The following is a 21567-nucleotide window of genomic DNA, read 5'->3' as shown; positions in this document are numbered from 1 at the left end:
ATGACGGGAGGTGGCGGGGGATCGTGGTACGGCGGGAAGCGTGGCGGCTCGTCGGATGACGGGAGGTGGCGGGGGATCGTGGTACGGCGGGAAGCGTGGCGGCTCGTCGGACGGCGGGAGGTGGCGGCTCGTCGGGCGGTGGGAGGCGGCGGGAGGGCGCCGTACACGGCAGGGACTGGGAGCGAGAGAAGGTGGAGATGCGGGATCTGAGGGTCGGGATCGTCGGGGTCGGGATGATGGGCGCGGACCATGCCGAGCGGGTGGCGCGCCGGATCTCCGGCGCCCGCCTGGTCGCGGTGTCGGACCCGGACACGGATCGGGCCGGCGCGCTGGCCGCGTCGTTCGGCGAGGTCCGGGTGATCGACGACCCGCTGGCGCTGATCGGCGACGCCGAGGTCGACGCGGTGATCATCGCGTCCCCCGGGTTCGCCCACGCCGAGCAGCTGACGGCCTGCCTGGAGCACGCCAAGCCGGTGCTGTGCGAGAAGCCGCTGACCATGGACGCGGAGTCGTCGCTGCGCGTGGTCGAGGCGGAGCACAAGCTCGGCAAGCAGCTGATCCAGGTCGGTTTCATGCGCCGCTTCGACCCGGAGTACGCCGCGCTGAAGGAGCTGCTCGACTCCGGCGAGCTCGGCCGCACGCTGCTGCTGCACAACGTGCACCGGAACAAGACCGTCCCGGCGACATTCCGCAGCGAAATGATCGTGCGCGACTCACTGGTGCACGAGGTCGACGTCGCGCGCTGGCTGTTCGACGACGAGATCGCCCGGATCACCGTGCACGCGCCGAGGCCGAGCGGGCTGGTCGGCGAGGGGGTCCAGGACCCGCAGCTCGCGGTGTTCGAGATGGCGAACGGCGCGATGGCCGACGTCGAGGTGTTCGTGAACTGCCAGGTCGGGTACGAGGTCCGGTGTGAGGCGGTCGCCGAGAAGGGCAACGCGACCATCGGCCTCGGGGTCGACGTGCTCACCCGGCGGGCCGGACACTGGGGTGGTGCGGTGCCGGACGACTTCCGGGTCCGGTTCGGGCTCGCGTACGACCTGGAGCTCCAGCGCTGGGTGGACGCGGTGGCGAAGGGCACGATCGACGGCCCGGCGGCCTGGGACGGCTACGCCGCCGCCGCGGTCTGCACCGCCGGCGTCCGCTCCCTGCAGGAGGGGCGCCCGGTGGAGGTGGAGATGGTTCCGAGAAGCGAGGTGCTCGGGTGACACGGCGCAGTGTCTGGAGAGCACAGTCCAGCGGGGAAAGATCAACGAACGAGGGATGCGGTTGTGAGTACTGAGCGAATCACCCATTTGATCGGCGGGGCCCCGTGGACCGGGGTCTCGGAACGCACCAGCAAGGTCTACAACCCGGCGACGGGTGAGGTCACCGGCGAGCTGGACCTGGCCTCGGCGGCGACGGTCGACGAGGTGGTCAAGGTCGCCCACGACGCGTCCAAGGCCTGGGGCCGGACGTCGCTGACCAAGCGGGCCCAGGTGCTGTTCGCGTTCCGCGAGCTGCTGAACGCGAACAAGGAGAAGGTCGCCGCGCTGATCACCGCCGAGCACGGCAAGGTGCTGTCGGACGCGCTCGGCGAGGTGACCCGCGGCCAGGAGGTCGTCGAGTTCGCCTGCGGGATCCCGCACCTGCTGAAGGGCGGCTTCAGCGAGAACGTGTCGACCAACGTCGACGTGTACTCGATCCGCCAGCCGCTCGGCGCGGTCGCGGTGATCTCGCCGTTCAACTTCCCGGCCATGGTGCCGCTCTGGTTCGTCCCGATCGCGGTTGCCTGCGGCAACAGCGTGGTGATCAAGCCGTCCGAGAAGGACCCGTCCGCGGTCAACGCGGTCGCCGCGCTGTGGAAGGAAGCCGGCCTGCCGGACGGCGTCGTGAATGTCGTGCACGGCGACAAGGAGGCGGTCGACCGGCTGCTCGAGCACCCGGACATCAAGGCCGTCTCGTTCGTCGGATCGACGCCGATCGCGAAGTACGTCTACGAGAACGGCACGAAGAACGGCAAGCGGGTGCAGGCGCTGGGCGGCGCGAAGAACCACATGGTGGTGCTGCCGGACGCCGATCTCGACCTGACCGCCGACGCCGCGGTCAACGCCGGCTTCGGCTCGGCGGGTGAGCGCTGCATGGCGATCTCCGCGCTGATCGCGGTCGAGCCGGTCGCCGACGACCTGATCGGCAAGATCAAGGAGCGGATGGCCCAGCTGCGCACCGGCGACGGGACCCGCGGCTGCGACATGGGCCCGCTGGTCACCGGCGAGCACCGCGACAAGGTCGTCGGGTACGTCGAAGCCGGAGTCGAGGCCGGCGCCGAGCTGGCGGTGGACGGTCGCGAAGGCCCGTTCGACGGGGCCGACGACGGCTTCTGGCTGGGCCCGACGCTGTTCGACAAGGTCACCCCGGACATGTCGATCTACACCGACGAGATCTTCGGCCCGGTGCTGTCGGTCGTCCGGGTCCCGTCGTACGACGCCGCGCTCGACCTGGTGAACTCGAACCCGTACGGCAACGGGACCGCGATCTTCACCAACGACGGTGGCGCCGCGCGCCGGTACCAAACCGAGGTCGAGGTCGGCATGGTCGGCGTCAATGTGCCGATCCCGGTGCCGATGGCCTACTACTCGTTCGGCGGCTGGAAGAACTCGCTGTTCGGCGACACCCACGCCCACGGCACCGAAGGCGTCCACTTCTTCACCCGCGGCAAGGTCGTGACGTCCCGCTGGCTCGACCCGTCCCACGGCGGGCTCAACCTGGGCTTCCCGACCCACGACTGACCAGGCTGGGCGCGTCAGCCCTCGTCGAGCAACTCGGCGAGGGCTGACGCGGCTGCGGAGTCGAGGTGGCCGTGGAGGAGTTCGACCCGGTGCACAAGGCGCGGGGCGTCGACAGCCACCGCGCGTACGCCGGCCGGCACCGGGACGGATGCGGGCAGTACGGCGAGGCCGTGGCCAGCGGCGACTAGTTCGAGCAGCGTGAGGAGGTCGGCGCCGGTGTAGGTAAGGGCTGCCCGCAGGCTGTCGGTCTCGACGGCGGCGCGTAGCTCGTCGAGTGGTGCGCTGACCGCGGGTGCGTCGATCCACCGGGCGTCGACCAACGCCGGCAAACCGAGCCGTTTGCGACCGGCCAGTGGATGGTCGGCCGGCAGGATGACGACGAGCTTGTCCTGCGCGACTGCCGACGTACTGAGCAAGCCGACGTCTGGCAGGCGCAGCGGATCGCTCGGTGCGGCGATCCCGTCGATCAAGCCGAGGTGATACGTCCCGGACGCCACGCCGCGGGCGACTTCGTCCCGGTGGGCCACCTCGAAGGTGACCGCGATCCCGGGGCGGTCCTGCCTGAGCTGGGTCAGCGCCCGCGCGACCCGGGTCGTCCCGGCCAGGGGAGTGGCGGCGAAGACGATCGATCCCGGTGGCTCACCGACCACCCGCCGTACGTCGGCCTGGGCTGCCTCGATGCGGAGCAGGATCGCGCCGGCGTGTTCGAGCAGCCGCTCGCCCGCCGGGGTCGGCGCCACCGGACGGCGCGTCAGCAGGGCAGCTCCGACCGAGTTCTCCAACGTCGCGATGTGCTGCGAGACGGCCGACTGCGTGTAGCCGAGCTCGGCCGCCGCGGCCGAGAAGGAGCCACTCGTCGCCACCGCGATGAACGTGCGGAGCAGATGCGGATCCACGAGGATCAGTATCGCTTATCGACCATGCAGAGATCATCGTTGGCGCTGATCGGGGCCGAACGCGCAGGATGAACCCATGACCACCCACGCGTACTCCGCCCGGATCGCCCTGGTCGGCGATCGCTCGCCGCACGTCCGGTCCCACCAGCGGGTGCCGGTGGTGCTCGACCGGCTGCGCGAGCGGGAAGGGCTCGACCTGGATGTGTACTGGGTGCCCACCGACGAGGTCGACGCGATGGAGTCGTTCGACGGGATCTGGGTGCTGCCGGGCAGCCCGTACCGTAGCGAGGCCGGCGCGATCAGCGCGATCCGGACGGCCAGGGTGCAGGACATCCCGTTCCTGGGGACCTGCGGCGGCTTCCAGCACACGATGCTCGAGTACGCGCGCAACGTCTGCGGCGCGACCGCCGTCCAGCACGCCGAGAACGAGCCCGACGCGGACGACCTGCTGATCGTCCCGCTGGCCTGCTCGCTCGACGGTCACGAGGCCACGGTCGAGGTGCGGCCCGGCACGTTGGCCGGTCGGTTGCTCGGCGCGGAGCGGTCCACCGAGCGCTACCACTGCTCGTACGGGCTCGATCCGTCCCGGCAGAGCCTGCTCGAGGAGCACGGGCTCGTCTTCAGCGCGTACGACGCGGAGGGCGCGCCGCGGATCGCCGAGCTACCGCAGCACCCGTTCTTCCTGGTGACGCTGTTCCAGCCCGAGCTGTCCGGCGACGGCACGCGACCCCACCCGTTCATCCAGGCGTTCGCGCACGCCGCCGCCAAGCGAGCTCAGCGGTCCGAGCCCGCTCAGGTCTCCGAGCCCGCTCAGGTCTCCGAGCGGGCTCAGATGTCCGAGACGGGCCGCGGAAGCATCCCGGCGTCGCGGTAGCAGGCGTCGATCAGCTCCATCGTCGCCAGCGCGTCGTCCGCGTCGGTGAGCACCGGCGCACCGTTGCGGATCGCCCCCGCGAACGCCTCCAGCTGGTACGTGTACGACGTACGCGTGCCGAGGTGCTCGACCCAGGTGTCTTCCTTGGTGGTCACGATCACCCGGTCGTCGTTCTGCGGCAGCACGAAGAACGGCGCGAACGCCTCACCACGACTGCCGACCACCTTCAGGCTGAACTCGACGTTCTCCGCGGCCATGCTGGTCCGGACCGCTCCGGTCGCACCGCTCGGGAACTCGAGGTCGGCGTTGAGCCACTCGTCCACCCCGGGCAGGCGCTTGCGCTCACCGGCCCGGGCGCTGATCAGCTTCGGCGCGCCACCGGCGTACGGCGCCAGCATCCGCTGCGCGTGGATCGCGTAGCAGCCGACGTCCATCACGGCGCCGCCGGCGAGCGGCAGCGACCAGCGCGGGTCGGCGTCCGGCGGTGGGGGCATCACCATGGTCGCCTCGACGTGCTGCAGGTCGCCGAGCTCACCCTTGGCGAGCAGCTCCTGCAGCCGGCGCATCACCGGGTGGTAGGCGTAGTGGAACGCCTCCATGAAGACCACGCCGTGCTCGCGGACCGCGTCCCGGACCTGGACCGCCTCGGCCGCGTTGCTGGCCGACGGCTTCTCGGTCAGCACATGCTTGCCCGCGGCAATCGCCCGCAGGTTCCACGGCCCGTGCAGGCCGTTGGCGAGCGGGTTGTAGATCGCGTCGACCTCGGGGTCGTCGAGCAAGTCCTGGTACGACGCGTGCACCCGTTCGACCTGGTGTTCCGCCGCGAACGCCTCGGCCCGGTCGCCGTCCCGGGCGGCCACCGCGACCAGCCGGGCGCCGGTCAGCCGGGCCGGCTCGACGATCGCCCGGCCGGCGATCCGGGCAGCCCCGAGAATCCCGATACGCAGCGGTTCCATGCCTTCTCCTTCGATGGGCGGCCGTACGGGCGGCGTACAGCAGTCGTCTGAGTGGCGCGTTCCGCCGGTAAGGGTAGCCTTCGGCGCGCCCGGCGAACGCGCCATCCTGCCTGACGACCGCGTCCTTGCGACACCACCTGCCCGTGATCCGGACCGCGTTCATCCAAGATTCACCTATCTGATATCGGGTCAGTCGGTCAACCGCCGGGTGCGGTGTTCGGTCAGGGCCTGCTCCAGCTGCTCGGGTGTCCACGCCTCGATCACGGCCTGGCGCAGTACGTCGGCCTGAGACAGCGGAGCGAGTCCGCCGATCGGCTGGTCGCGGTCCAGATTGGTCGGGAAGGCGTAGCCCTCGGCGGTGGCGGCGATGACGTTGCCGGCGCCCTCCGGGTCCTGCTTCGCCAGTCGAAGCAGGGCAGGGTAGACCGCCGACACCATCCGGGCCCGGTCGATGCTCTCCATCGCGCGGCCGAAGGCGGACGAGACCTGCAGCAGGTTCGCCATCCGCTTGATGTCCGTCGAGTGGTTGCTGCCGGCCGCGTGGAAGAGCGCGGGGTTGAAGAACACGGCGTCGCCCTTCTCCAGCGGCAGCTGCACGTGGTTCGCCACGAAGTAGTCCGAGAACTCGGGCCGCCGGTACGCCAGGTAGCCGAGCTCGTACTTCTGCGAGTGCGGCAGGTACAGGGTCGGCCCGGACTCCACCGGCATGTCGCAGTGCGCCACGGCGCCCTGCAGCGTCAGCACGGACGACAGCCGGTGCACATGAGCCGGGTACTGTGCGGCCACCTCGTCGGACTGGAATCCGAGGTGGTAGTCGCGGTGCACCGTCTGGCCCTCGCCGCCCGGGTTCACCACGTTCACCTGCGAGGTCACCTGGTACGCCGGTCCGAGCCAAGCCGTCGCGACCAGCGCGAGCAGGTCGTTGGCGTAGTAGGCGGCGAACACCTCGGGCGCCCCGACGGCCAGCTTCTCCAGCGCGTTCCAGACCCGGTCGTTGGCGCCCGGCTTGGCGAAGTGGTCGCCGGCCGCGGCGCCCGACCTGTGCTGCTCGTCGATCAGCCGGTTGAACTCGGCTGTCGTCGCGTCGACCACCTCGTTGCCAAAGGCACCCTTCAGGACGACGATGCCGGGTCCGGCGCCGAAAGCGGTGGCGAACTCGGACTGCACGGCCCGCGGATCCGCGCTCCGAATCCGCTCGGCGTCGTACACCGGGACCTGGTGCTCGATCCGGGTCGCGTGCCGGTAGTCGGCGGCGTCGGTCTGCTCCTTGAGGACGGTCAGCAGATCGTCCAGGCGGACGTCGCCGGGGTTCAGCCAGGTCATCGGGGTGACTCCTTCTCCTGCTCGCCGGTGTTGTTCTAGCGTGGTGGTTTCCTGATGGGTTTGGAATCCCCTGAATCCGTCAAAAAGCCGTCATTTCAGGCTTGGGGAGGACCGATGGCACGTGAGCACCGGGTCCGCGACATCGCGGTCCAGGCCGGGCTGAGCGAGACGACCGTCGACCGGGTGCTGAACGCCCGGGCCGGGGTCAGCGCCCGCGCGCGCCGGCAGGTCGAGCAGGCGATGCACGACCTGGACCGGCAGGCGACCCAGATCCGGCTCGGCGGCCGCACGCTGGTGATCGACCTGGTCATGCAGGCGCCCAGCCGGTTCTCCGGCGCGGTCCGTACGGCGCTCGAAGCCGCACTACCCGGTCTCCGTCCGGCCGTCCTGCGAGCCCGGTTCGACTTCAGTGAGACCGCATCCGCCGCCGACGTGGTGGCGTCACTGGAGAAGGTCCGCAAGCGCGGTTCACAGGGTCTGATCCTGAAGGCGCCGGACGAGCCCGAGGTGGCCGAGGCCGTCGACAAGCTGGTTGCCTCAGGCATCCCAGTCGTCACGCTGGTGACCGACCTGCCGAGCAGCCGCCGCCTCGCGTACGTCGGTATCGACAACCGGGCCGCCGGTGCGACCGCGGCGTACTTCCTCACTCAGTGGCTGGGTGACAGCCCGGGCAGTGTGCTCGTCACGTTGAGCCGGGGATCGTTCCGTGGCGAGGAGGAGCGCGAGATGGGCTTTCGCTCCACGCTTCGTCGGCTGGCGCCCGGGCGCGCCGTCGTCGAGCTGGCCGAGACGGACGGGCTCGACACCACCATCCATGGGCAGGCGCTGGCGGCGTTGACCGCGGACGCGAGTATCAACGCGGTCTATTCCATCGGCGGCGGCAACCGGGCCATCGTCCAGGCGTTCGCCGACCTCGAGCGCCCGTACCGCTGCTTCGTTGCCCACGACCTCGATGCCGACAACCTGGCGCTGCTGCGGTCCGGGGCGCTGTCCGTCGTACTGCATCACGACCTGCCCACCGACCTGCACCGGGCGTGTCAGCATCTCCTGCACGCGCAGCGGCTGCTGCCCAACGTCCTGAGTACGCCGAGCAACCTGCAGCCGATCACGCCGTACAACGTCCCCTAAGTCGTCTTGCGCGTGAGCAGGTCCGGGCTGGTGATGACCTCCTGGGGCGACTCGTGGTCTGCTCGGGTCGCGAGGTCAAGCGCGGCGGCTGCCAGCCGGTCGGCGTTCTGGGCGATGGTCGACAGCTGGATGTGGTCGAGACGGGACGGCGTGGAGTCGTCGTACCCGATGAGCGCGACGTCCTCCGGGACCTGGCGGCCGCTCTCCCGCAGCGCGTGCAGCAGCCCGATTGCACACGCATCGTTGAACGCGGCAACCGCGGTGACATCGCGCGGCAGCTCCTGCGCCGCTGTCGCACCGGCAGCCTCGGTCAGCCCGCCCGGAATGACCACAGACGTCAGTCCGGCCCGTCGCATGGTCTGCACATAGGCGGTACGGCGCTCTGCCGCACCAGGAGCACGTGCACCGTCCACATGGGCGATGCGGGTGTGCCCGAGCGACAGCAGGTGCTCCACAGCCAGACGCGACCCCGCAGCGTCGTCGGTGCGCACTACGTGCACGCCAGCGGCTCGCACCTTCCGAGCGAGGACAACAGTCGGCTGCGCCTCTGCCAGCGCGGTCAACGCGGCTGGCGATGACGTAGGGCCGAGCAGGACGAGTGACTCGCAGCGGTAGTCCAGCAGCGACTGCACCGCAGCCTTCTCGCCGCGGCTACCGGTGACAGCGCTCAGGGTGAGGCTGTAGCCCAGCGCCTCGGCTGCTGGGTACAAAGCCTCGACCAGGTCGCCGTGGAAGGGGTAGCGGACGTCGAAGGCCACGCCGATGAGTCGAGTGCGCTGCCTGCTGCCGAGCAGCCGGGCCCGGTGGTCGGGGCGGTAGCCGAGCTCGTCGCCGGCCGCGAACACCCGGGCCCGGGTCTCGTCGCTCGCGCCCGGCACGTTGCGGTAGACGATCGAGACGAGGGCGCGGGACACACCGGCGCGGGCCGCGACGTCCTCCATCGTCGGTCGGGGGCTCATCTCACCTGCTTTCCTGGGGTCTTGACCCAGACCATCAAAGCAGTGTTCGCTATGTCCTGACTAGAGCGCTCTAGTAGCAGTCGGCTGAAAGGGTGGGACATGCGCAAGGACCATGGGCTGCGGGTGGTGCGGCTCGGCCTGATCGGCGCCGGGCGGATCGGGACGATGCATGCCGGGAACATCGCCCGGCACGTCCCCGGAGCCGAGCTCACCGCGGTCGCCGACACCAGGCCGGAAGCGGCCCAACGACTGGCGGGGAAGTACGACGCCGATGCGCGCGACGTCGACGGGGTGATCAAGGACCCTGAGATCGACGGTGTCGTGATCACGTCGATCGCGGCTGCGCACGAGGAGCTGATCGTGCGCGCGGCCGAGGCCGGCAAGCCGGTCTGGTGCGAGAAGCCGGCCTCGCTGACGCTGGCGGAGATGGACCGCGCGATCGCCGCGACCGAGCAGGCCGGGGTCGCCTTCCAGGTCGGCTTCAACCGGCGCTTCGCCCGCGACTTCGCTGCGGCGCGCGAGACGATCGAGGCCGGCGGGATCGGAACGCCGCAGTTGATGCGATCGATCACCCGCGACCCGGGCCGGCCCGAGGGCCTGGGGACAGCGGCCGCCGGGATCAGGCCGTGGACGATCTTCCGCGAGACGCTGATCCACGACTTCGACACGCTGCTCTGGCTCAACCCGGGCGCGCAACCGGTCGAGGTCTACACGAAGGCGGATGCGCTGGTCGCCCCGCAGTACAAGGAGAACGGATTGCTCGACACCGCGGTCGTGGTGATCACGTTCGACAACGGCGCGATCGCGACGGCCGAGGCGAACTTCTCCGCGCTGTACGGGTACGACGTTCGCGGTGAGGTGTTCGGGAGCAAGGGCATGGTGGTGGCCGGGCGGCACGCGAGCAGCCCGATGGTGCACTACGACGTGAGCGGATTGCATCAGGCCACGGCACGGAGCGACGAGGAGATGTTCCGGGACGCCTACATTCTGGAGCTCGCCGAATTCGCCGAGGTCGTTCGCGGGAACGCCGTACCGCCGGTGACCGGTGTGGATGCGCGGAATGCGTTGCGGGTTGCGCTGACGGCGATGGCGTCGTACCAGGAAAACCGTCCGGTGCAGGTCGGGGAGATCGGATGAGGCTCGCCGTCTGCGCCGAAATGGTGTTCACCGAGCTGCCGTTCCTGGAGCGGGTGGAACGCATTCACGCGGCCGGATTCGACGTCGAGCTGTGGAACTGGACGTCCAAGGACATCGCGGCCCTGCAGAAGACCGGCGCCGTTTTCTCGTCGATGACCGGATATGTCGGCGGGTCGCTGACGCACGATCAGGACCGGCTGCTGGAAACCGCGGAAGAGTCCATCCAGGTCGCGCTCGAGCTCGGTTGTCCCAGGCTCAATCTGCACGGCACCGAGCTCGACGGTCGTGGATTGCCGGTGCGGCCGCAGTACGAGGTCAGCGGGGAGATGTGGCTGACGGCCGCGCGGACGCTGGAAAAGCTGGCGGAGCTCGCGGAGCGGTACGACGTGATGTTCGTGCTGGAGAATCTGAACGCCGAGGTCGACCACCCCGGGGTGCCGTTCGGGAAAGCCGCCGACACGCTCGCGCTGGTGAAAGCCGTCGACCACCCGCGGCTTCGGCTGATGCTGGACCTGTATCACGCGCAGATCGGCGAGGGAAACCTGATCGAACTGATCGGCAAGGCGTTTCCGTACCTCGGTGAGATCCAGGTGGCCGATGTGCCGGGACGCTGCGAACCGGGCACCGGCGAGATCAACTACCCGGCGATCGCGGCCGCGCTGCGAAAGCATGGATATGACGGCACGGTCGGGCTGGAGGCGTTCGCGTCGGGCGAGAGCGAGCTGGCGTTGCGGCGTTTCCGGGACGCGTTCACAAACGCAGAGATCTGATCAAATCAGGGTGGTGGGTCGACGGATCAGGGGGAAGCCTTCAGGATGTGCGCATGAGTACCGTGCAGGTCCAGGTGGATAGGAGTAGCCGCACGCCGTTGCATGTGCAGTTGGCACAGCAACTGGAGGCGGCGATTCAGAGTGGGGAGTTGCCGGTCGGATCGCGGCTGAGCAACGAGGTGGACCTGGCCGAGGCGTACGGGCTGAGCCGGCCGACAGTGCGGCAGGCGATCGCGCGGCTGGTCGACCAGGGACTGCTGGTGCGCAAGCGCGGCGTCGGCACGCAGGTGGTGGGGAACTCGGGTCAGGTACGCCGCTCCCTTGAGCTGACCAGCCTGTACGACGACCTGGCTGCGGCGCATCGCAAGCCGGAGACCGAAGTACTGCGCTTCGGCATCGCTCCAGCGACCGCTGAGGTCGCCACTGCCCTGCAGATCGAGCAGGGCGACCGGGTGCTGCGGCTGGAGCGACTGCGGCGAGCGGATGGCGAGCCGCTCGCCCTGATGCGCAACTGGCTGCCGCCGGAGCTTCTGGAGACCGACCCGGCCACGCTGGCCGAGCGCGGTCTGTACTCGCTGCTGCGCGCCGAGGGAGTGCGGCTGAAGGTGGCGCACCAGACCATCTCCGCACTGCCTGCCACCACCGAGCAGGCGCGCTTGCTGGCCGAGGAGCCGGGCGTCCCGTTGCTCGCCACCACCCGGATCACGTACGACGACCACGGTCAGCCGGTCGAGTACGGGTCGCACCTGTTCCGCGCCAGCCGCTACGCGTTCGAGCACACGCTGGTCCATCGCTGAGGGTTATCCACAGGCTGTAGTGACCGGGTGGCGCCGGGTGCTCCCCGCTTGAAAGTATGGTCGCGCATGGTGATCGAGTGGTTGCCAGACGGGACATACGGGGAGACCGATGACAGCCGACAGACTCGCCACGCGCCGGTCCGGCTGGGACGGCGTCGTCGAGGTGATCGACGCCCAGGTGCGCGACGTCGTACGCCGCGAAGGCATCGATCCGCTCCGTGACCCGGCCGCGGTCGACCGCATCGTCGCGACAGTGGTCCGGGAGTACGACGAACGCAGCCTGACCGGCGTGGTCCCACCGATCGGCGACCTCGAGGCGGTCAGCCGTGAGGTGCACGACCGCGTCGCCGGCTTCGGCCCGCTGCAGCGGTACCTGGACGACCCGGCTGTCGAAGAGATCTGGATCAACGAGCCGTCGCGGGTGTTCATCGCCCGGGACGGGCGGCACGAGCTGACCACGACCGTGCTGACCGAGGAGGAGGTCAGCGACCTGGTCGAGCGGATGCTGAAGTCGACCGGCCGGCGGATCGACGTGTCGCAGCCGTTCACCGACGCGCGGTTGCCGGACGGGAGCCGCGTGCACGTCGTGCTCGGCGGCATCACGTACAAGCACGCGGCGATCAACATCCGGAAGTTCACGGTCCGGGCGACGCGGTTGAGCGATCTCGTCGCGCTCGGGTCGCTGACACCGCACGCGGCCGCGGTTCTGGACGCGGCTGTCGCGGTCGGGCTGAACATCCTGGTCTCCGGCGGGACGCAGGCCGGCAAGACGACGATGCTGAACGCGTTGGCCGGCTCGATCCCCGGGAGCGAGCGGGTGATCAGCTGTGAAGAAGTCTTCGAGATCAAGCTGCCGATTCCCGACTGGGTGTCGATGCAGACCCGGCAGGCCGGGCTCGAGGGGACCGGAGAGGTTCGGCTGCGCGACCTCGTCAAGGAGTCGCTGCGGATGCGCCCGTCGCGGGTGATCGTGGGCGAGGTTCGCGGTGAAGAGTGCCTGGACCTGCTGCTCGCGTTGAACAGCGGGTTGCCCGGGATGTGCACGATCCACGCGAACTCGGCGCGCGAGGCGCTGACGAAGATGTGCACGTTGCCGTTGCTGGCCGGCGAGAACATCGGTTCGCGGTTCGTGTTGCCGACAGTGGCCGGGTGCGTGGATCTCGTCGTACATCTGGGCATCGGGGCGGACGGGCAGCGGCGGGTGCGGGAGATTGTGGCGGTCAGCGGGCGGATCGAGGAGCAGGCGATCGAGACGGAGACGTTGTTCGGCACGTACGAGGGGACGTTGCGGCGGGCCGAGGGGCATCTGCCGCATCCGGAGCGGTTCCAGCAGGCCGGGTACAACGTGGCTGGGTTGCTCACCGAGTTGCCGCGCGGGGTGAGCTGATGGGGCTGCTGCTGGGGTTGTTCTTCGGGATCGGTCTGTTGCTGATCATCTGGACGTTCGTGGCGCCTGCGGATGAGCAGTCGGCCGGCGACGGCCGGTTGATCTCGCGCAGCCGGGAGCTGCTCGCGAGTGCCGGCGTCGAGGGTGTGACGCCTGGCGCGTTCATCGGTGCGTGCGTGATCACGGGCGTGGTCGGCGGTGTGCTGATGTTCGTGGTGTCGGGCGCTTGGCCGGTTGGTGCGGTGTTCGGGTTGATGGCGGGGTGGTTGCCGGTTGCGCTGTTGCGGAGCCGGGCGCGGAGGCGGCTCGCGGAGTTCCGTGAGCTGTGGCCGGATGTGGTGGACAACATCGCGTCGGCGGTTCGGGCCGGGCTGTCGCTGGCGGAGGCGTTGGCCCAGGTGGGTGAGCGGGGGCCGTTGCCGTTGCGCGAGCCCTTTCGGCGCTTCGGGGCGGACTATGCGTCGACGGGACGGTTCGCGGACTCGCTCGACCGGTTGAAGGCGCGGCTGGCGGATCCCGTCGGCGACCGCGTGGTCGAGGCGCTGCGGATCGCCCGCGAGGTCGGCGGTGGTGATCTCGGCCGGTTGCTGCGCTCGCTGTCGACATTCCTGCGCGACGACGCTCGTACCAGGTCCGAACTGGAGTCTCGCCAGTCCTGGTCCGTCAACGGCGCTCGCGTGGCGGTCGCCGCTCCCTGGCTGGTCCTGGCACTTCTGTCCTTTCAGGGCGACGTCATCCAGCGCTACAACACTCCGGTCGGGGCCCTCATCATCGCCACCGGTGCCCTGGTCTGCCTCCTCGCGTACCGCCTGATGCTCCGCATCGCTCGCCTCCCCACGCCCGAAAGGGTCCTCCGATGAACGGTGGACGGTGGTTGCCGTGAGCCCGATGGTGTTGGGGGCTGTGCTGGGTGGGGTGTTCGGGCTCGGGCTGCTTGTGGTGGTACGGCGGTTGCCGTTCCTGCGGAAGCCGCCGGTGGATGAGCGGGTCGGGCCTTACCTGCGGGATCTCGGCGGCGGCGAGGTGTTTCTCGGGGTGGCCGACTCCGGGTCGCCGTTCTACGCGATCCTGCGGTTGTTCGGGCCGACGCTGCGGGCGGGCGCGACCCGGCTGGAGCGACTGCTCGGCGGAGCGGGCTCGATCCGCCGTCGGCTCTCGCGTGCGGGGATCGACCGGACGGTCGAGGAGTTCCGGATCGAACAGTTGCTGTGGGGGACCGCCTGCTTCGGCTTCGGGCTGGTCGTCTCGATCGTCGCGCTGGCTGTCGGCGCCGGGAACCCGGTCGGCATGCTCCTGTTCTGCGCCCTGCTCGGCGTGATCGGAGTGCTTGCCCGCGACACCTATCTGACCACGCAGGTACGGCGACGTGAGCGGCGACTGCTCGAGGAGCTGCCGACCGTGGCCGAGTTGCTGGCGTTGTCGGTGGCCGCTGGTGAGGGACCGGCGGCTGCGCTCGATCGGGTCGCGCGGTCCTGCCGCGGAGAGCTCGCCGAGGAGCTGAAACGGGTTCTCGGCGAGACCCGCGCGGGGGAGACGCTCGTCCGCGCGCTCGACGGACTCGCGGACCGGACCGGGTTGCTGGCCTTGTCGCGGTTCGCGGACGGGCTTGCCGTCGCACTCGAACGCGGTACGCCGCTGGCCGACGTACTGCGGGCCCAAGCGGGTGACATCCGTGAGGCCGGGCGACGGGAACTGATCGAGTCCGGCGCCCGCCGCGAGGTCGCCATGATGATCCCGGTGGTGTTCCTGGTGCTGCCGGTGACGATCGCTTTCGCCTTCTACCCAGGCGCTGTCGGAATCCGGCTGATCGCCGGATGAACTGAGGAGAGTTCATGCAGTCACTGCTGACGAAACTGTTCGTGGCGCTGGTCCTGACCCCGCGCCCCGCCCGCAGGGAACGCGGCGACGTCCCGGGCTGGGTGCTCATCACCGTGATGACCGCGGGCCTCGTCGTCGCCATCTGGGCGGTCGCCGGACCCCAACTGTCCAAGATGCTCCAAGACGCCCTGAGCTCAGTCACCAACAAGTGACCACCAACTACACCTTCAATGCCCGCCGACGGGGTGAGCGGGGGAGTGCGGTGGTGGAGTTCGTGCTGGTCTCGATGCTTGTGGTGCCTTTGTTCCTGGGGGTCCTGCAGGTCGGGCTGTACTTGTACGTGCGGAACACCGTGGCGGCTGCGGCCTCGGAGGGCGCGCACTACGCCGCGGTGCTGAACCGGGAGCCGGCCGACGGTGAAGCACGCACACGTGAGCTGGTCGACGGGGTGGTGAACGACCAACTGATCGACTCGGTGGCGGCGGAGGAGGTCGACGTCGACGGGCAGCCTGGCGTACGGGTCGTGGTGCAGGCCCACATGCCACCCCTCGGCCTTTGGGGACCCGGCATGGGTTTCACGATCGAAGGCCACGCGGTCAAGGAGACCGGCGAATGACGACCCGGCGGACCGCGGCTTCGCGGGACCAGCGCGGCAGTGCTGTGGTGGAGTTCTCGTGGCTGGCGTTGCTGCTCATGGTGCCGTTGGTCTACGTGATGCTGGCGGTGTTCGACGTACAGCGAGCGTCGTACGGCGCGACCGCTGCGACCCGGGCAGCAGGACGCGCGTTCGTGATCGTGCCGGCCGGACTGTCGGAGGACGAGGCGCGGGACCGTGCGTTCGAGGCGGCGCGGTTGGCGATGAAGGACCAGGGCAGGGAGCTGAGCTCCGACGAGCTGTCCATCACCTGCAGTCCCGCCTGCCTGGAGCCCGGCTCGACCGTCACAGTCACGCTCGACACCGCCGTACGCCTGCCCTTGATCCCCGACGCGCTCGGTGGTGAACCGCCCGCCGTACACATCAGCGCCTCGCACACCGAGACGTACGGCGACTACCGCGAAGCCAAGGGCGACGGATGAAGCGCTCCAGGGATGAGCAGGGCCAGATGACCGTCCTGATCATCGGCTTCCTGGCCGTCATCCTGCTGATGATCGTCGTGGTGACGGACATCTCCAAGGTCTTCCTGGTACGGCGGGACCTCGATGCGACCGCGGACGGCGCCGTACTCGCGGCGGCGAACGGCCTGGCGGCGATCTACTCCCAGCCCGCGGCCGGCGGGAACGCCGAGCTCGACCCGGAGCAGGCGCGCCGCCTCACCGCCGAATACCTCGACCAGATTGCCGCCGGCAACAGATTCGGCAACCTCGACTGGTCCGCCGACGTCACCGGCACCACCGTCACCGTCCGCCTCACCTCCACCGTCGACCTCCCCTTCGAACCTCCCGGCTGGCAAGGCTCCACCGACATCGCCTCCGAAGCCTCCGCCATCGTCCCCCTCCGCTGACGGCGCCCAGCGCTGGAGGTAGGCGGTTGATCACGCTCCGTGGCGGGGTGGGCAGGTCGTTTTCGGCGATCTGCGTCACGGCCTTTTAACGGCAAGCAGCGACTAGCGGGTAGTCTGCTTGGTTGTGGCTGGACTGGATTTTGACGCTGAGCTCAAGCAGCTCGACGCGACGCTGACCTCGATCGAGAAGGTGCTCGATCTCGACGCCCTGCGCAAAGAGATCGCCGACCTCGGCGAGCAGGTCGCCGCGCCCGACCTGTGGGACGACCAGGCGAACGCGCAGAAGGTGACGTCGCGGCTGTCCAGCCTGCAGGCCGACGTGGAGCGGGTGACCGCGCTGCGCGGCCGGGTCGACGACCTCGGCGTCCTGGTCGAGCTGGCCCGGGAGGAGAACGACGCGGACAGCCTGGCCGAGGCGGAGAAGGAGATCGGCTCACTGGCCAAGGCGATCCAGTCCCTCGAGGTCCGCACGCTGCTGTCCGGTGAGTACGACGAGCGCGAGGCGCTGGTCACGATCCGCTCCGGCGCGGGCGGTGTGGACGCGGCGGACTTCGCCGAGATGCTGCAGCGGATGTACCTGCGCTGGGCCGAGCGGCACGGATACGGCACCGAGGTCTACGACACGTCGTACGCCGAGGAGGCCGGGATCAAGTCGACCACATTCGCGGTCAAGGCGCCGTACGCCTACGGCACGCTGAGTGTGGAGTCGGGCACGCACCGGCTGGTCCGGATCTCGCCGTTCGACAACCAAGGCCGTCGGCAGACCTCGTTCGCCGCGGTCGAGGTGGTCCCGGTGCTGGAGCAGACCGACGAGATCGACGTCCCCGAGGAAGAGCTGCGGATCGACGTCTATCGGTCGTCCGGTCCGGGTGGTCAGAGCGTCAACACCACGGACTCCGCGGTCCGGATCACCCACATCCCGACCGGGACCGTGGTGTCCTGCCAGAACGAGAAGTCCCAGCTGCAGAACAAGGCCAGCGCGATGGTCATCCTGAAGGCGAAGCTGCTCGCGCTGAAGAAGGCCGAGGAGCGGGCCCAGCTGGACGCGCTGCGCGGCGACGTCGCCGGCTCGTGGGGTGACCAGATGCGGTCGTACGTGCTGCACCCGTACCAGATGGTGAAGGACTTGCGGACGCAGTACGAGTCCGGCAACACCTCCGGTGTCTTCGACGGTGAGATCGACGACTTCATCGAGGCCGGCATCCGCTGGCGCCGGACCGGCCAGACGGTTGCCGAGCAGAACTGACCTTCGGGCCGACTGCAGCAGCTGCTTCGGCCTCTGCTGCGTCGCGCTGACGTTCAGCAAGTCGGCGGACTTCGCGATCGACAAGCCCGCCGGTGACCCGTGCCCGAATCTCAGCGAAGACTTCCGCTGCTCGATCCACAGCAAGCTGCGGCCCGCGGGCTTCCCGGGCTGCACGGTGTACGACTGCTTCGGCGCGGGACAGGAGATCTCACGCCGCGCGGGCAAGAGCTGGCGAGAACAGCCCGGGCAGGAGATGTTCGCGGCCCTGCCGATCCTCCGCCAGCTGCACGAGCTGCTCTGGTATCTCACGGAAGCCCTTGAATACAAGGCCTTTGACGCCGAGGTGCGTACGGCGATCGCGCGCGTCGAGGCCGTGAGCCGTACGGCGGACCTCACCACGGTCGACGTGGTCGCGGAGCGCGCGGCCGTCAACGAGATCCTGCTGAAGACCAGTCAGCTCGTCCGCGGGAAGCAGAGCAAGAAGAAGGAACGCCACGGCGCCGACCTGATCGGCGCCCGTCTGCGCGGCGCCGACCTGCACAAGGCCAACCTCCGCGGCGCCTACCTGATCGGCGCCGACCTCCGCGACGCCGACCTCCGCCAGGCAGACCTCATCGGCGCCGACCTCCGCAACACCGACCTCCGTGGCGCCAACCTCACCGGCGCCCTCTTCCTCACCCAGTCGCAGATCAACGCGGCAGTCGGCAGCGAGACCACCAAACTGCCGGAGGCAGTCACCCGGCCCGCGCACTGGTGACCGCCCGTCGGCGCGCCCGGACGAGCCGCCATCCACGCCACCCGAGGTAGCCGGCCGCTCCGAGGCCGAGCGCCGCGACGAACATCCACTCGTCCGAGTCGCCTCCGTGGATCGACGGCCGGTCCGGGGTGCCGACGTACTGGGCAGGAACGCTCTCGCCGACATCACCGGGATCGCCTTCGAACAGCACATCAGTCAGCCGGACTTCGCCGTCACTACTGCTGAAGTTGCCGAAGTAGGTGCAACCGCCGCCCTTCTCCCACCACGGCCGGCACTCCTTGCGGATCGTGGTGAACGTGCCGGGGACGCCTTCGTTGCGCGCTGCCCGCAGGCTGTCAGGGAGGTCGGCGATTGCGAAGCCGAGCACGAGCACGGCAACCACGGGGTACACCAGGCTGACCAAGGCTGTGCCGAACCTGGACAGCGCACGCCCTATGCCGCGTGCTCGCGGCCTCCCCGTGCCCATCGACATCCCGCCCTCCTCGCGTGGGCGGATCTTACGTGACGGGCGGTCAGTCGCGGGCGGTGCGCAGTTGGTGGGTGACTGGGGTCATCAGGAGGGAGATCGCGGTGATGGCCAGGGCTACTGCGGCTAGTGCGCCGCCTTGGCCCCAGGTGGTGCCGGCGAGGGCTAGGTAGGCCGTGCCTACTGTGGCGGCACCTAGGGCTAGGCAGGTTTGCTGGCTGGTGAGGAGAATGCCGCTGCCCAGGCCGGCTTGGGCTGGTGGGACCTGGCTGACTACTACGCCCATGAGCGGGACCATGACCAGGCCGCTGCCGAAGCCGGCGATCAGCATCGGTAGCGCGAGCTTGAGCGGGTCGACGTTCGGCCAGAGGGTCAGGGCGGCGACTGCGAGCAGGCCGTAGCCGACTGCTTGGACGATCCAGCCGCGCAGGATGAGGCCGGCGCCGTACCGCTGCTGCAGGCGCGGTCCGTAGATCGACGTGATCAGGAAGCCGACCGCCATCGGCAGCAGGCTCAGACCGCCTTCCAGTGGGGACATGTGGGCCTCGCCCTGCGTGGCGAGCGCGAACACGAACATGAAGCCGCCAAAGGTGGTGAAGAACGCGACCGCGAGCAGCAGACCGATCCGCATCGCACGCAGCCGCAGTACCGTCGGCGGGATCAGCGGAGCCTGGCCGGACTGCTCGGCGCGGTGCTGGTGCAGGCCGAGCACCGCTACGGCAGGGATGGTTGCGGCGAGGCAGAGCCACGTCCAGAGTGGCCAGCCGAGCGGACGGCCTTCGGTGAGGGGGAGGAGCAGGAGCACGAGCGTCAACGCGAGCAGTGCCGCTCCGACGAGGTCCACGCGGTGTGCCTGGTCCGCTTTGGTCTCGGGGAGCAGCCGGATCGCGGCAGCCACGGCGAGCACGCCGACGGGCACGTTGACGAGGAACACTGCGCGCCAGCCGAGGCCGAAGACGTCTGCTTCGACCAGTACGCCGCCGAGGATCTGACCGAGCGCGGCCGCGGCTCCGCCGGCGACACCGAACCACGCCATCGCGCGAGCGCGGTGCTCGCCGGTGAGCAGGCTGGTGATGGAGGCGAGGACCTGCGGGGTCATGGCGGCCGCGGCTGCGCCCTGTACGACGCGAGCCGCGAGCAGCACGCCGATCGTCGGGGCGATGGCGCAGATCAGGGACATGACGGTGAAGCCGGTCAGCCCGATCAGGAACAGGCGCTTGCGGCCGAACCCGTCGCCGAGCCGGCCGCCGACCACGAGCAGGGTCGCGTTGGCGATGCCGTAGCTGCCGACGACGAGCTGGAGCTCGCCGGAGCTGGCGCGCAGGTCGGAGCCGATCGCGGGCAGGGCGACGTTGATGATGAAGAAGGAGAGCATCGGCAGGAATGCGCCGAAGAGCAGGGTCGTGAGTGCCACCGGCCCCAGCGGTGACGCGCTGACGCGCGCCTGGGCGGTGACCTGGGTTGCTGTCATGCCACCAGCATGCGCGACTCCCGAGCCTGGTAGTTAGAGCCTGCTTATCCTGGTACCAACACCACCTGGAACCACCCTCCACCCCGATCCACCATGGAACGGTGACTACCATGCCCACCCTCCCACCACCCACCGACACGACCACCACCTCCCGACGACACCACGCCGGGGCCGGCGGAGAGCCGCAGGTGCCGGGCGATGGCGGGGAGCGCCTCGCCGGTGGCGAGCCGGCCGAGACCGGCCGAGCCGGCGGAGTGCAGCCCAGGGACGAGCCGGCCGGCGCCTCGCCCACCACCCACTCAGTTGCTCGCGCTGGTGGTGTGCAGCGGCGGGAGTCTGGCGCCGCCGGTGAACAGCATGCCGAAGTCGGCAGAGCCGGCGGCGTGCAGCCGAGGGACGGCGTCTCGCCCACCGCGCACGTCGGTGGGGTGGACAAGGGGGTGCAGCGGCGGGAGTTGGGGGTGTTTTTGCGGAGCCGGCGGGAGCGGATTCGGCCGGAGGAGGTTGGGTTGGCGCCAGGTGGGCGGCGGCGGACGCCGGGGTTGCGGCGGGAGGAGGTGGCGCTGCTCGCGGGCGTCGGCGTCACCTGGTACACGTGGCTCGAGCAGGGGCGCGACATCAACGTGTCGGCGCAGGTGCTGGAGGCGGTCTCGAGCACGCTGCGCCTCGACCGGCAGGAGCGCAAGCACCTCTACACACTGGCCGGCGTCCGGCTCGGCCCGGCGACCGGCGAGTGCGCCGCCCTGCCCCGCGCGGTCCAGAAGATGCTCGACGCCGTCTCGCCGTACCCGGCCGTCGTGCTGAACTCGCGCTACGACATCCTCGCGTTCAACGACGCGTACTGCGAGGTCGTGCTGGACATCCGGGAGATCCCGGTCGAGCAACGCAACATGCTCTGGCTGACGTTCGTGTCGAAGGAGTGGCGGTGCAGTTTCGCTGACGCCGACTCGATCAAGGTGCACCTGGTCGCCGGCTACCGGGCCGCGCTGGCGGACCATCTCGGCGAGCACGACTGGCAGGACCTGACCCAACGCCTGCTCGCCGGCTCACCCGAGTTCGCCGAGCAGTGGAAACGGTACGACGTGGGCGCACCAAGCACCCGGATCAAGGTCCTGGAACACCCAGCCGCCGGCGTCCTGCGCGTCGAGCCCGCCATCATGTGGCTGTCCCAACTCGGCCAGACCCGCGCCACGGTCTACACCCCCGCGGACGAGGCCACCGAAGCGAAACTGCAGACCCTGGTCAGTGGCTGAACAACCTACGAGGACGCGGAGACGAGCTCCGCGCCCTCGTGATCCCGGCCGGCTGTGGG

General features: G+C 69.6%; 23 protein-coding genes. 17 read left to right on the top strand and 6 right to left on the bottom strand.

Translation table 11 applies throughout. The features are described from left to right. Positions 1-197: 197 nt before the first annotated feature. Together ACWCOV_RS28855 and ACWCOV_RS28850 are read left to right on the top strand one after the other, a co-directional pair. Positions 198-1208, top strand: coding sequence for a Gfo/Idh/MocA family protein (locus ACWCOV_RS28855; RefSeq protein ID WP_449832455.1), 1011 nt, complete (start codon positions 198-200; stop codon positions 1206-1208). A gap of 63 nt (positions 1209-1271) precedes the next feature. After that, positions 1272-2768, top strand: coding sequence for a CoA-acylating methylmalonate-semialdehyde dehydrogenase (locus ACWCOV_RS28850; protein WP_449832454.1), 1497 nt, complete (start codon positions 1272-1274; stop codon positions 2766-2768). A 14-nt stretch (positions 2769-2782) separates the two neighbouring features. On the opposite strand, the gene ACWCOV_RS28845 is transcribed toward ACWCOV_RS28850, so the two are convergent. Beyond that, positions 2783-3664: a LysR family transcriptional regulator gene (locus tag ACWCOV_RS28845; protein ID WP_449832453.1), complete on the bottom strand. Its 882-nt coding sequence runs from the start codon at positions 3662-3664 to the stop codon at positions 2783-2785. Positions 3665-3740: 76 nt separating this feature from the next. Here ACWCOV_RS28845 and ACWCOV_RS28840 point away from each other — a divergent pair, with 76 nt between their 5' ends. Then, positions 3741-4538, top strand: a complete 798-nt coding sequence (locus ACWCOV_RS28840; RefSeq protein WP_449832452.1) for a CTP synthase C-terminal region-related (seleno)protein — start codon at positions 3741-3743, stop codon at positions 4536-4538. Here the strand turns inward: ACWCOV_RS28840 and ACWCOV_RS28835 are convergent. Together ACWCOV_RS28835 and ACWCOV_RS28830 are read right to left on the bottom strand one after the other, a co-directional pair. After that, complete coding sequence (locus ACWCOV_RS28835; RefSeq protein ID WP_449832451.1) at positions 4493-5494, bottom strand: Gfo/Idh/MocA family protein; 1002 nt, start codon at positions 5492-5494, stop codon at positions 4493-4495. The genes ACWCOV_RS28840 and ACWCOV_RS28835 overlap by 46 nt on opposite strands. A 189-nt stretch (positions 5495-5683) precedes the next feature. Beyond that, positions 5684-6817 carry a phytanoyl-CoA dioxygenase family protein gene (locus ACWCOV_RS28830; RefSeq protein WP_449832450.1) on the bottom strand — a complete coding sequence of 378 codons (1134 nt, stop codon included), beginning with the start codon at positions 6815-6817 and terminating at the stop codon, positions 5684-5686. Between the two features lie 114 nt (positions 6818-6931). Here ACWCOV_RS28830 and ACWCOV_RS28825 point away from each other — a divergent pair, with 114 nt between their 5' ends. Next, on the top strand, positions 6932-7945 hold the full coding sequence (locus ACWCOV_RS28825) for a LacI family DNA-binding transcriptional regulator (RefSeq protein ID WP_449832449.1): 1014 nt from the start codon (positions 6932-6934) through the stop codon (positions 7943-7945). Here ACWCOV_RS28825 and ACWCOV_RS28820 read toward each other — a convergent pair. Continuing rightward, positions 7942-8904: a LacI family DNA-binding transcriptional regulator gene (locus tag ACWCOV_RS28820; protein WP_449832448.1), complete on the bottom strand. Its 963-nt coding sequence runs from the start codon at positions 8902-8904 to the stop codon at positions 7942-7944. The two genes, ACWCOV_RS28825 and ACWCOV_RS28820, sit on opposite strands and share 4 nt — an antisense overlap. Positions 8905-9003: 99 nt before the next feature. On the opposite strand from ACWCOV_RS28820, the gene ACWCOV_RS28815 reads away from it, so the two are divergent. From ACWCOV_RS28815 to ACWCOV_RS28760, 12 genes are all read left to right on the top strand, one after another. Beyond that, a complete protein-coding gene (locus tag ACWCOV_RS28815; RefSeq protein WP_449832447.1) occupies positions 9004-10041 on the top strand; it encodes a Gfo/Idh/MocA family oxidoreductase in 1038 nt (345 codons plus the stop codon). After that, complete coding sequence (locus ACWCOV_RS28810) at positions 10038-10811, top strand: TIM barrel protein (RefSeq protein ID WP_449832446.1); 774 nt, start codon at positions 10038-10040, stop codon at positions 10809-10811. The genes ACWCOV_RS28815 and ACWCOV_RS28810 overlap by 4 nt, the downstream gene beginning before the upstream one ends. A gap of 53 nt (positions 10812-10864) precedes the next feature. After that, positions 10865-11608: a GntR family transcriptional regulator gene (locus ACWCOV_RS28805; RefSeq protein ID WP_449832445.1), complete on the top strand. Its 744-nt coding sequence runs from the start codon at positions 10865-10867 to the stop codon at positions 11606-11608. Positions 11609-11717: 109 nt separating this feature from the next. Next, entirely contained in the window at positions 11718-12995 is a 1278-nt protein-coding gene (locus ACWCOV_RS28800; RefSeq protein ID WP_449832444.1) for a CpaF family protein, read from the top strand. Beyond that, positions 12995-13855, top strand: coding sequence for a type II secretion system F family protein (locus ACWCOV_RS28795; RefSeq protein WP_449832443.1), 861 nt, complete (start codon positions 12995-12997; stop codon positions 13853-13855). Before ACWCOV_RS28800 ends, ACWCOV_RS28795 begins: the two co-directional genes overlap by 1 nt. A 28-nt stretch (positions 13856-13883) precedes the next feature. Then, positions 13884-14813 (top strand): type II secretion system F family protein, encoded by a 930-nt coding sequence (locus ACWCOV_RS28790; RefSeq protein WP_449832474.1) that lies wholly within the window; start codon positions 13884-13886, stop codon positions 14811-14813. Positions 14814-14827: 14 nt separating this feature from the next. Further along, a complete protein-coding gene (locus ACWCOV_RS28785) occupies positions 14828-15025 on the top strand; it encodes a hypothetical protein (protein WP_449832442.1) in 198 nt (65 codons plus the stop codon). Beyond that, the gene (locus tag ACWCOV_RS28780; RefSeq protein ID WP_449832441.1) at positions 15022-15429 is read left to right on the top strand and encodes a TadE/TadG family type IV pilus assembly protein; all 408 of its coding nucleotides are present in this window, start codon (positions 15022-15024) and stop codon (positions 15427-15429) included. Before ACWCOV_RS28785 ends, ACWCOV_RS28780 begins: the two co-directional genes overlap by 4 nt. After that, positions 15426-15890 (top strand): hypothetical protein, encoded by a 465-nt coding sequence (locus tag ACWCOV_RS28775; protein WP_449832440.1) that lies wholly within the window; start codon positions 15426-15428, stop codon positions 15888-15890. Before ACWCOV_RS28780 ends, ACWCOV_RS28775 begins: the two co-directional genes overlap by 4 nt. Before the next feature lie 26 nt (positions 15891-15916). Continuing rightward, positions 15917-16315, top strand: a complete 399-nt coding sequence (locus ACWCOV_RS28770; RefSeq protein WP_449832439.1) for a pilus assembly protein TadG-related protein — start codon at positions 15917-15919, stop codon at positions 16313-16315. Between the two features lie 124 nt (positions 16316-16439). After that, the gene (prfB, locus tag ACWCOV_RS28765) at positions 16440-17561 is read left to right on the top strand and encodes a peptide chain release factor 2 (protein WP_449832438.1); all 1122 of its coding nucleotides are present in this window, start codon (positions 16440-16442) and stop codon (positions 17559-17561) included. Then, positions 17545-18318 (top strand): pentapeptide repeat-containing protein, encoded by a 774-nt coding sequence (locus ACWCOV_RS28760; protein WP_449832437.1) that lies wholly within the window; start codon positions 17545-17547, stop codon positions 18316-18318. The genes prfB and ACWCOV_RS28760 overlap by 17 nt, the downstream gene beginning before the upstream one ends. Here ACWCOV_RS28760 and ACWCOV_RS28755 read toward each other — a convergent pair. Together ACWCOV_RS28755 and ACWCOV_RS28750 are read right to left on the bottom strand one after the other, a co-directional pair. Next, complete coding sequence (locus tag ACWCOV_RS28755; protein ID WP_449832436.1) at positions 18296-18700, bottom strand: hypothetical protein; 405 nt, start codon at positions 18698-18700, stop codon at positions 18296-18298. The two genes, ACWCOV_RS28760 and ACWCOV_RS28755, sit on opposite strands and share 23 nt — an antisense overlap. Before the next feature lie 130 nt (positions 18701-18830). Further along, the gene (locus ACWCOV_RS28750; protein ID WP_449832435.1) at positions 18831-20255 is read right to left on the bottom strand and encodes an MFS transporter; all 1425 of its coding nucleotides are present in this window, start codon (positions 20253-20255) and stop codon (positions 18831-18833) included. Between the two features lie 110 nt (positions 20256-20365). Here ACWCOV_RS28750 and ACWCOV_RS28745 point away from each other — a divergent pair, with 110 nt between their 5' ends. Beyond that, complete coding sequence (locus tag ACWCOV_RS28745) at positions 20366-21508, top strand: helix-turn-helix transcriptional regulator (RefSeq protein ID WP_449832473.1); 1143 nt, start codon at positions 20366-20368, stop codon at positions 21506-21508. The last annotated feature ends 59 nt before the right edge of the window (positions 21509-21567 follow it).

It is taken from the genome of Kribbella sp. NPDC002412, from assembly GCF_053592935.1.
Note: the sequence above shows the minus strand (reverse complement) of the source record. Positions and strands in the feature narration are given on the sequence as shown.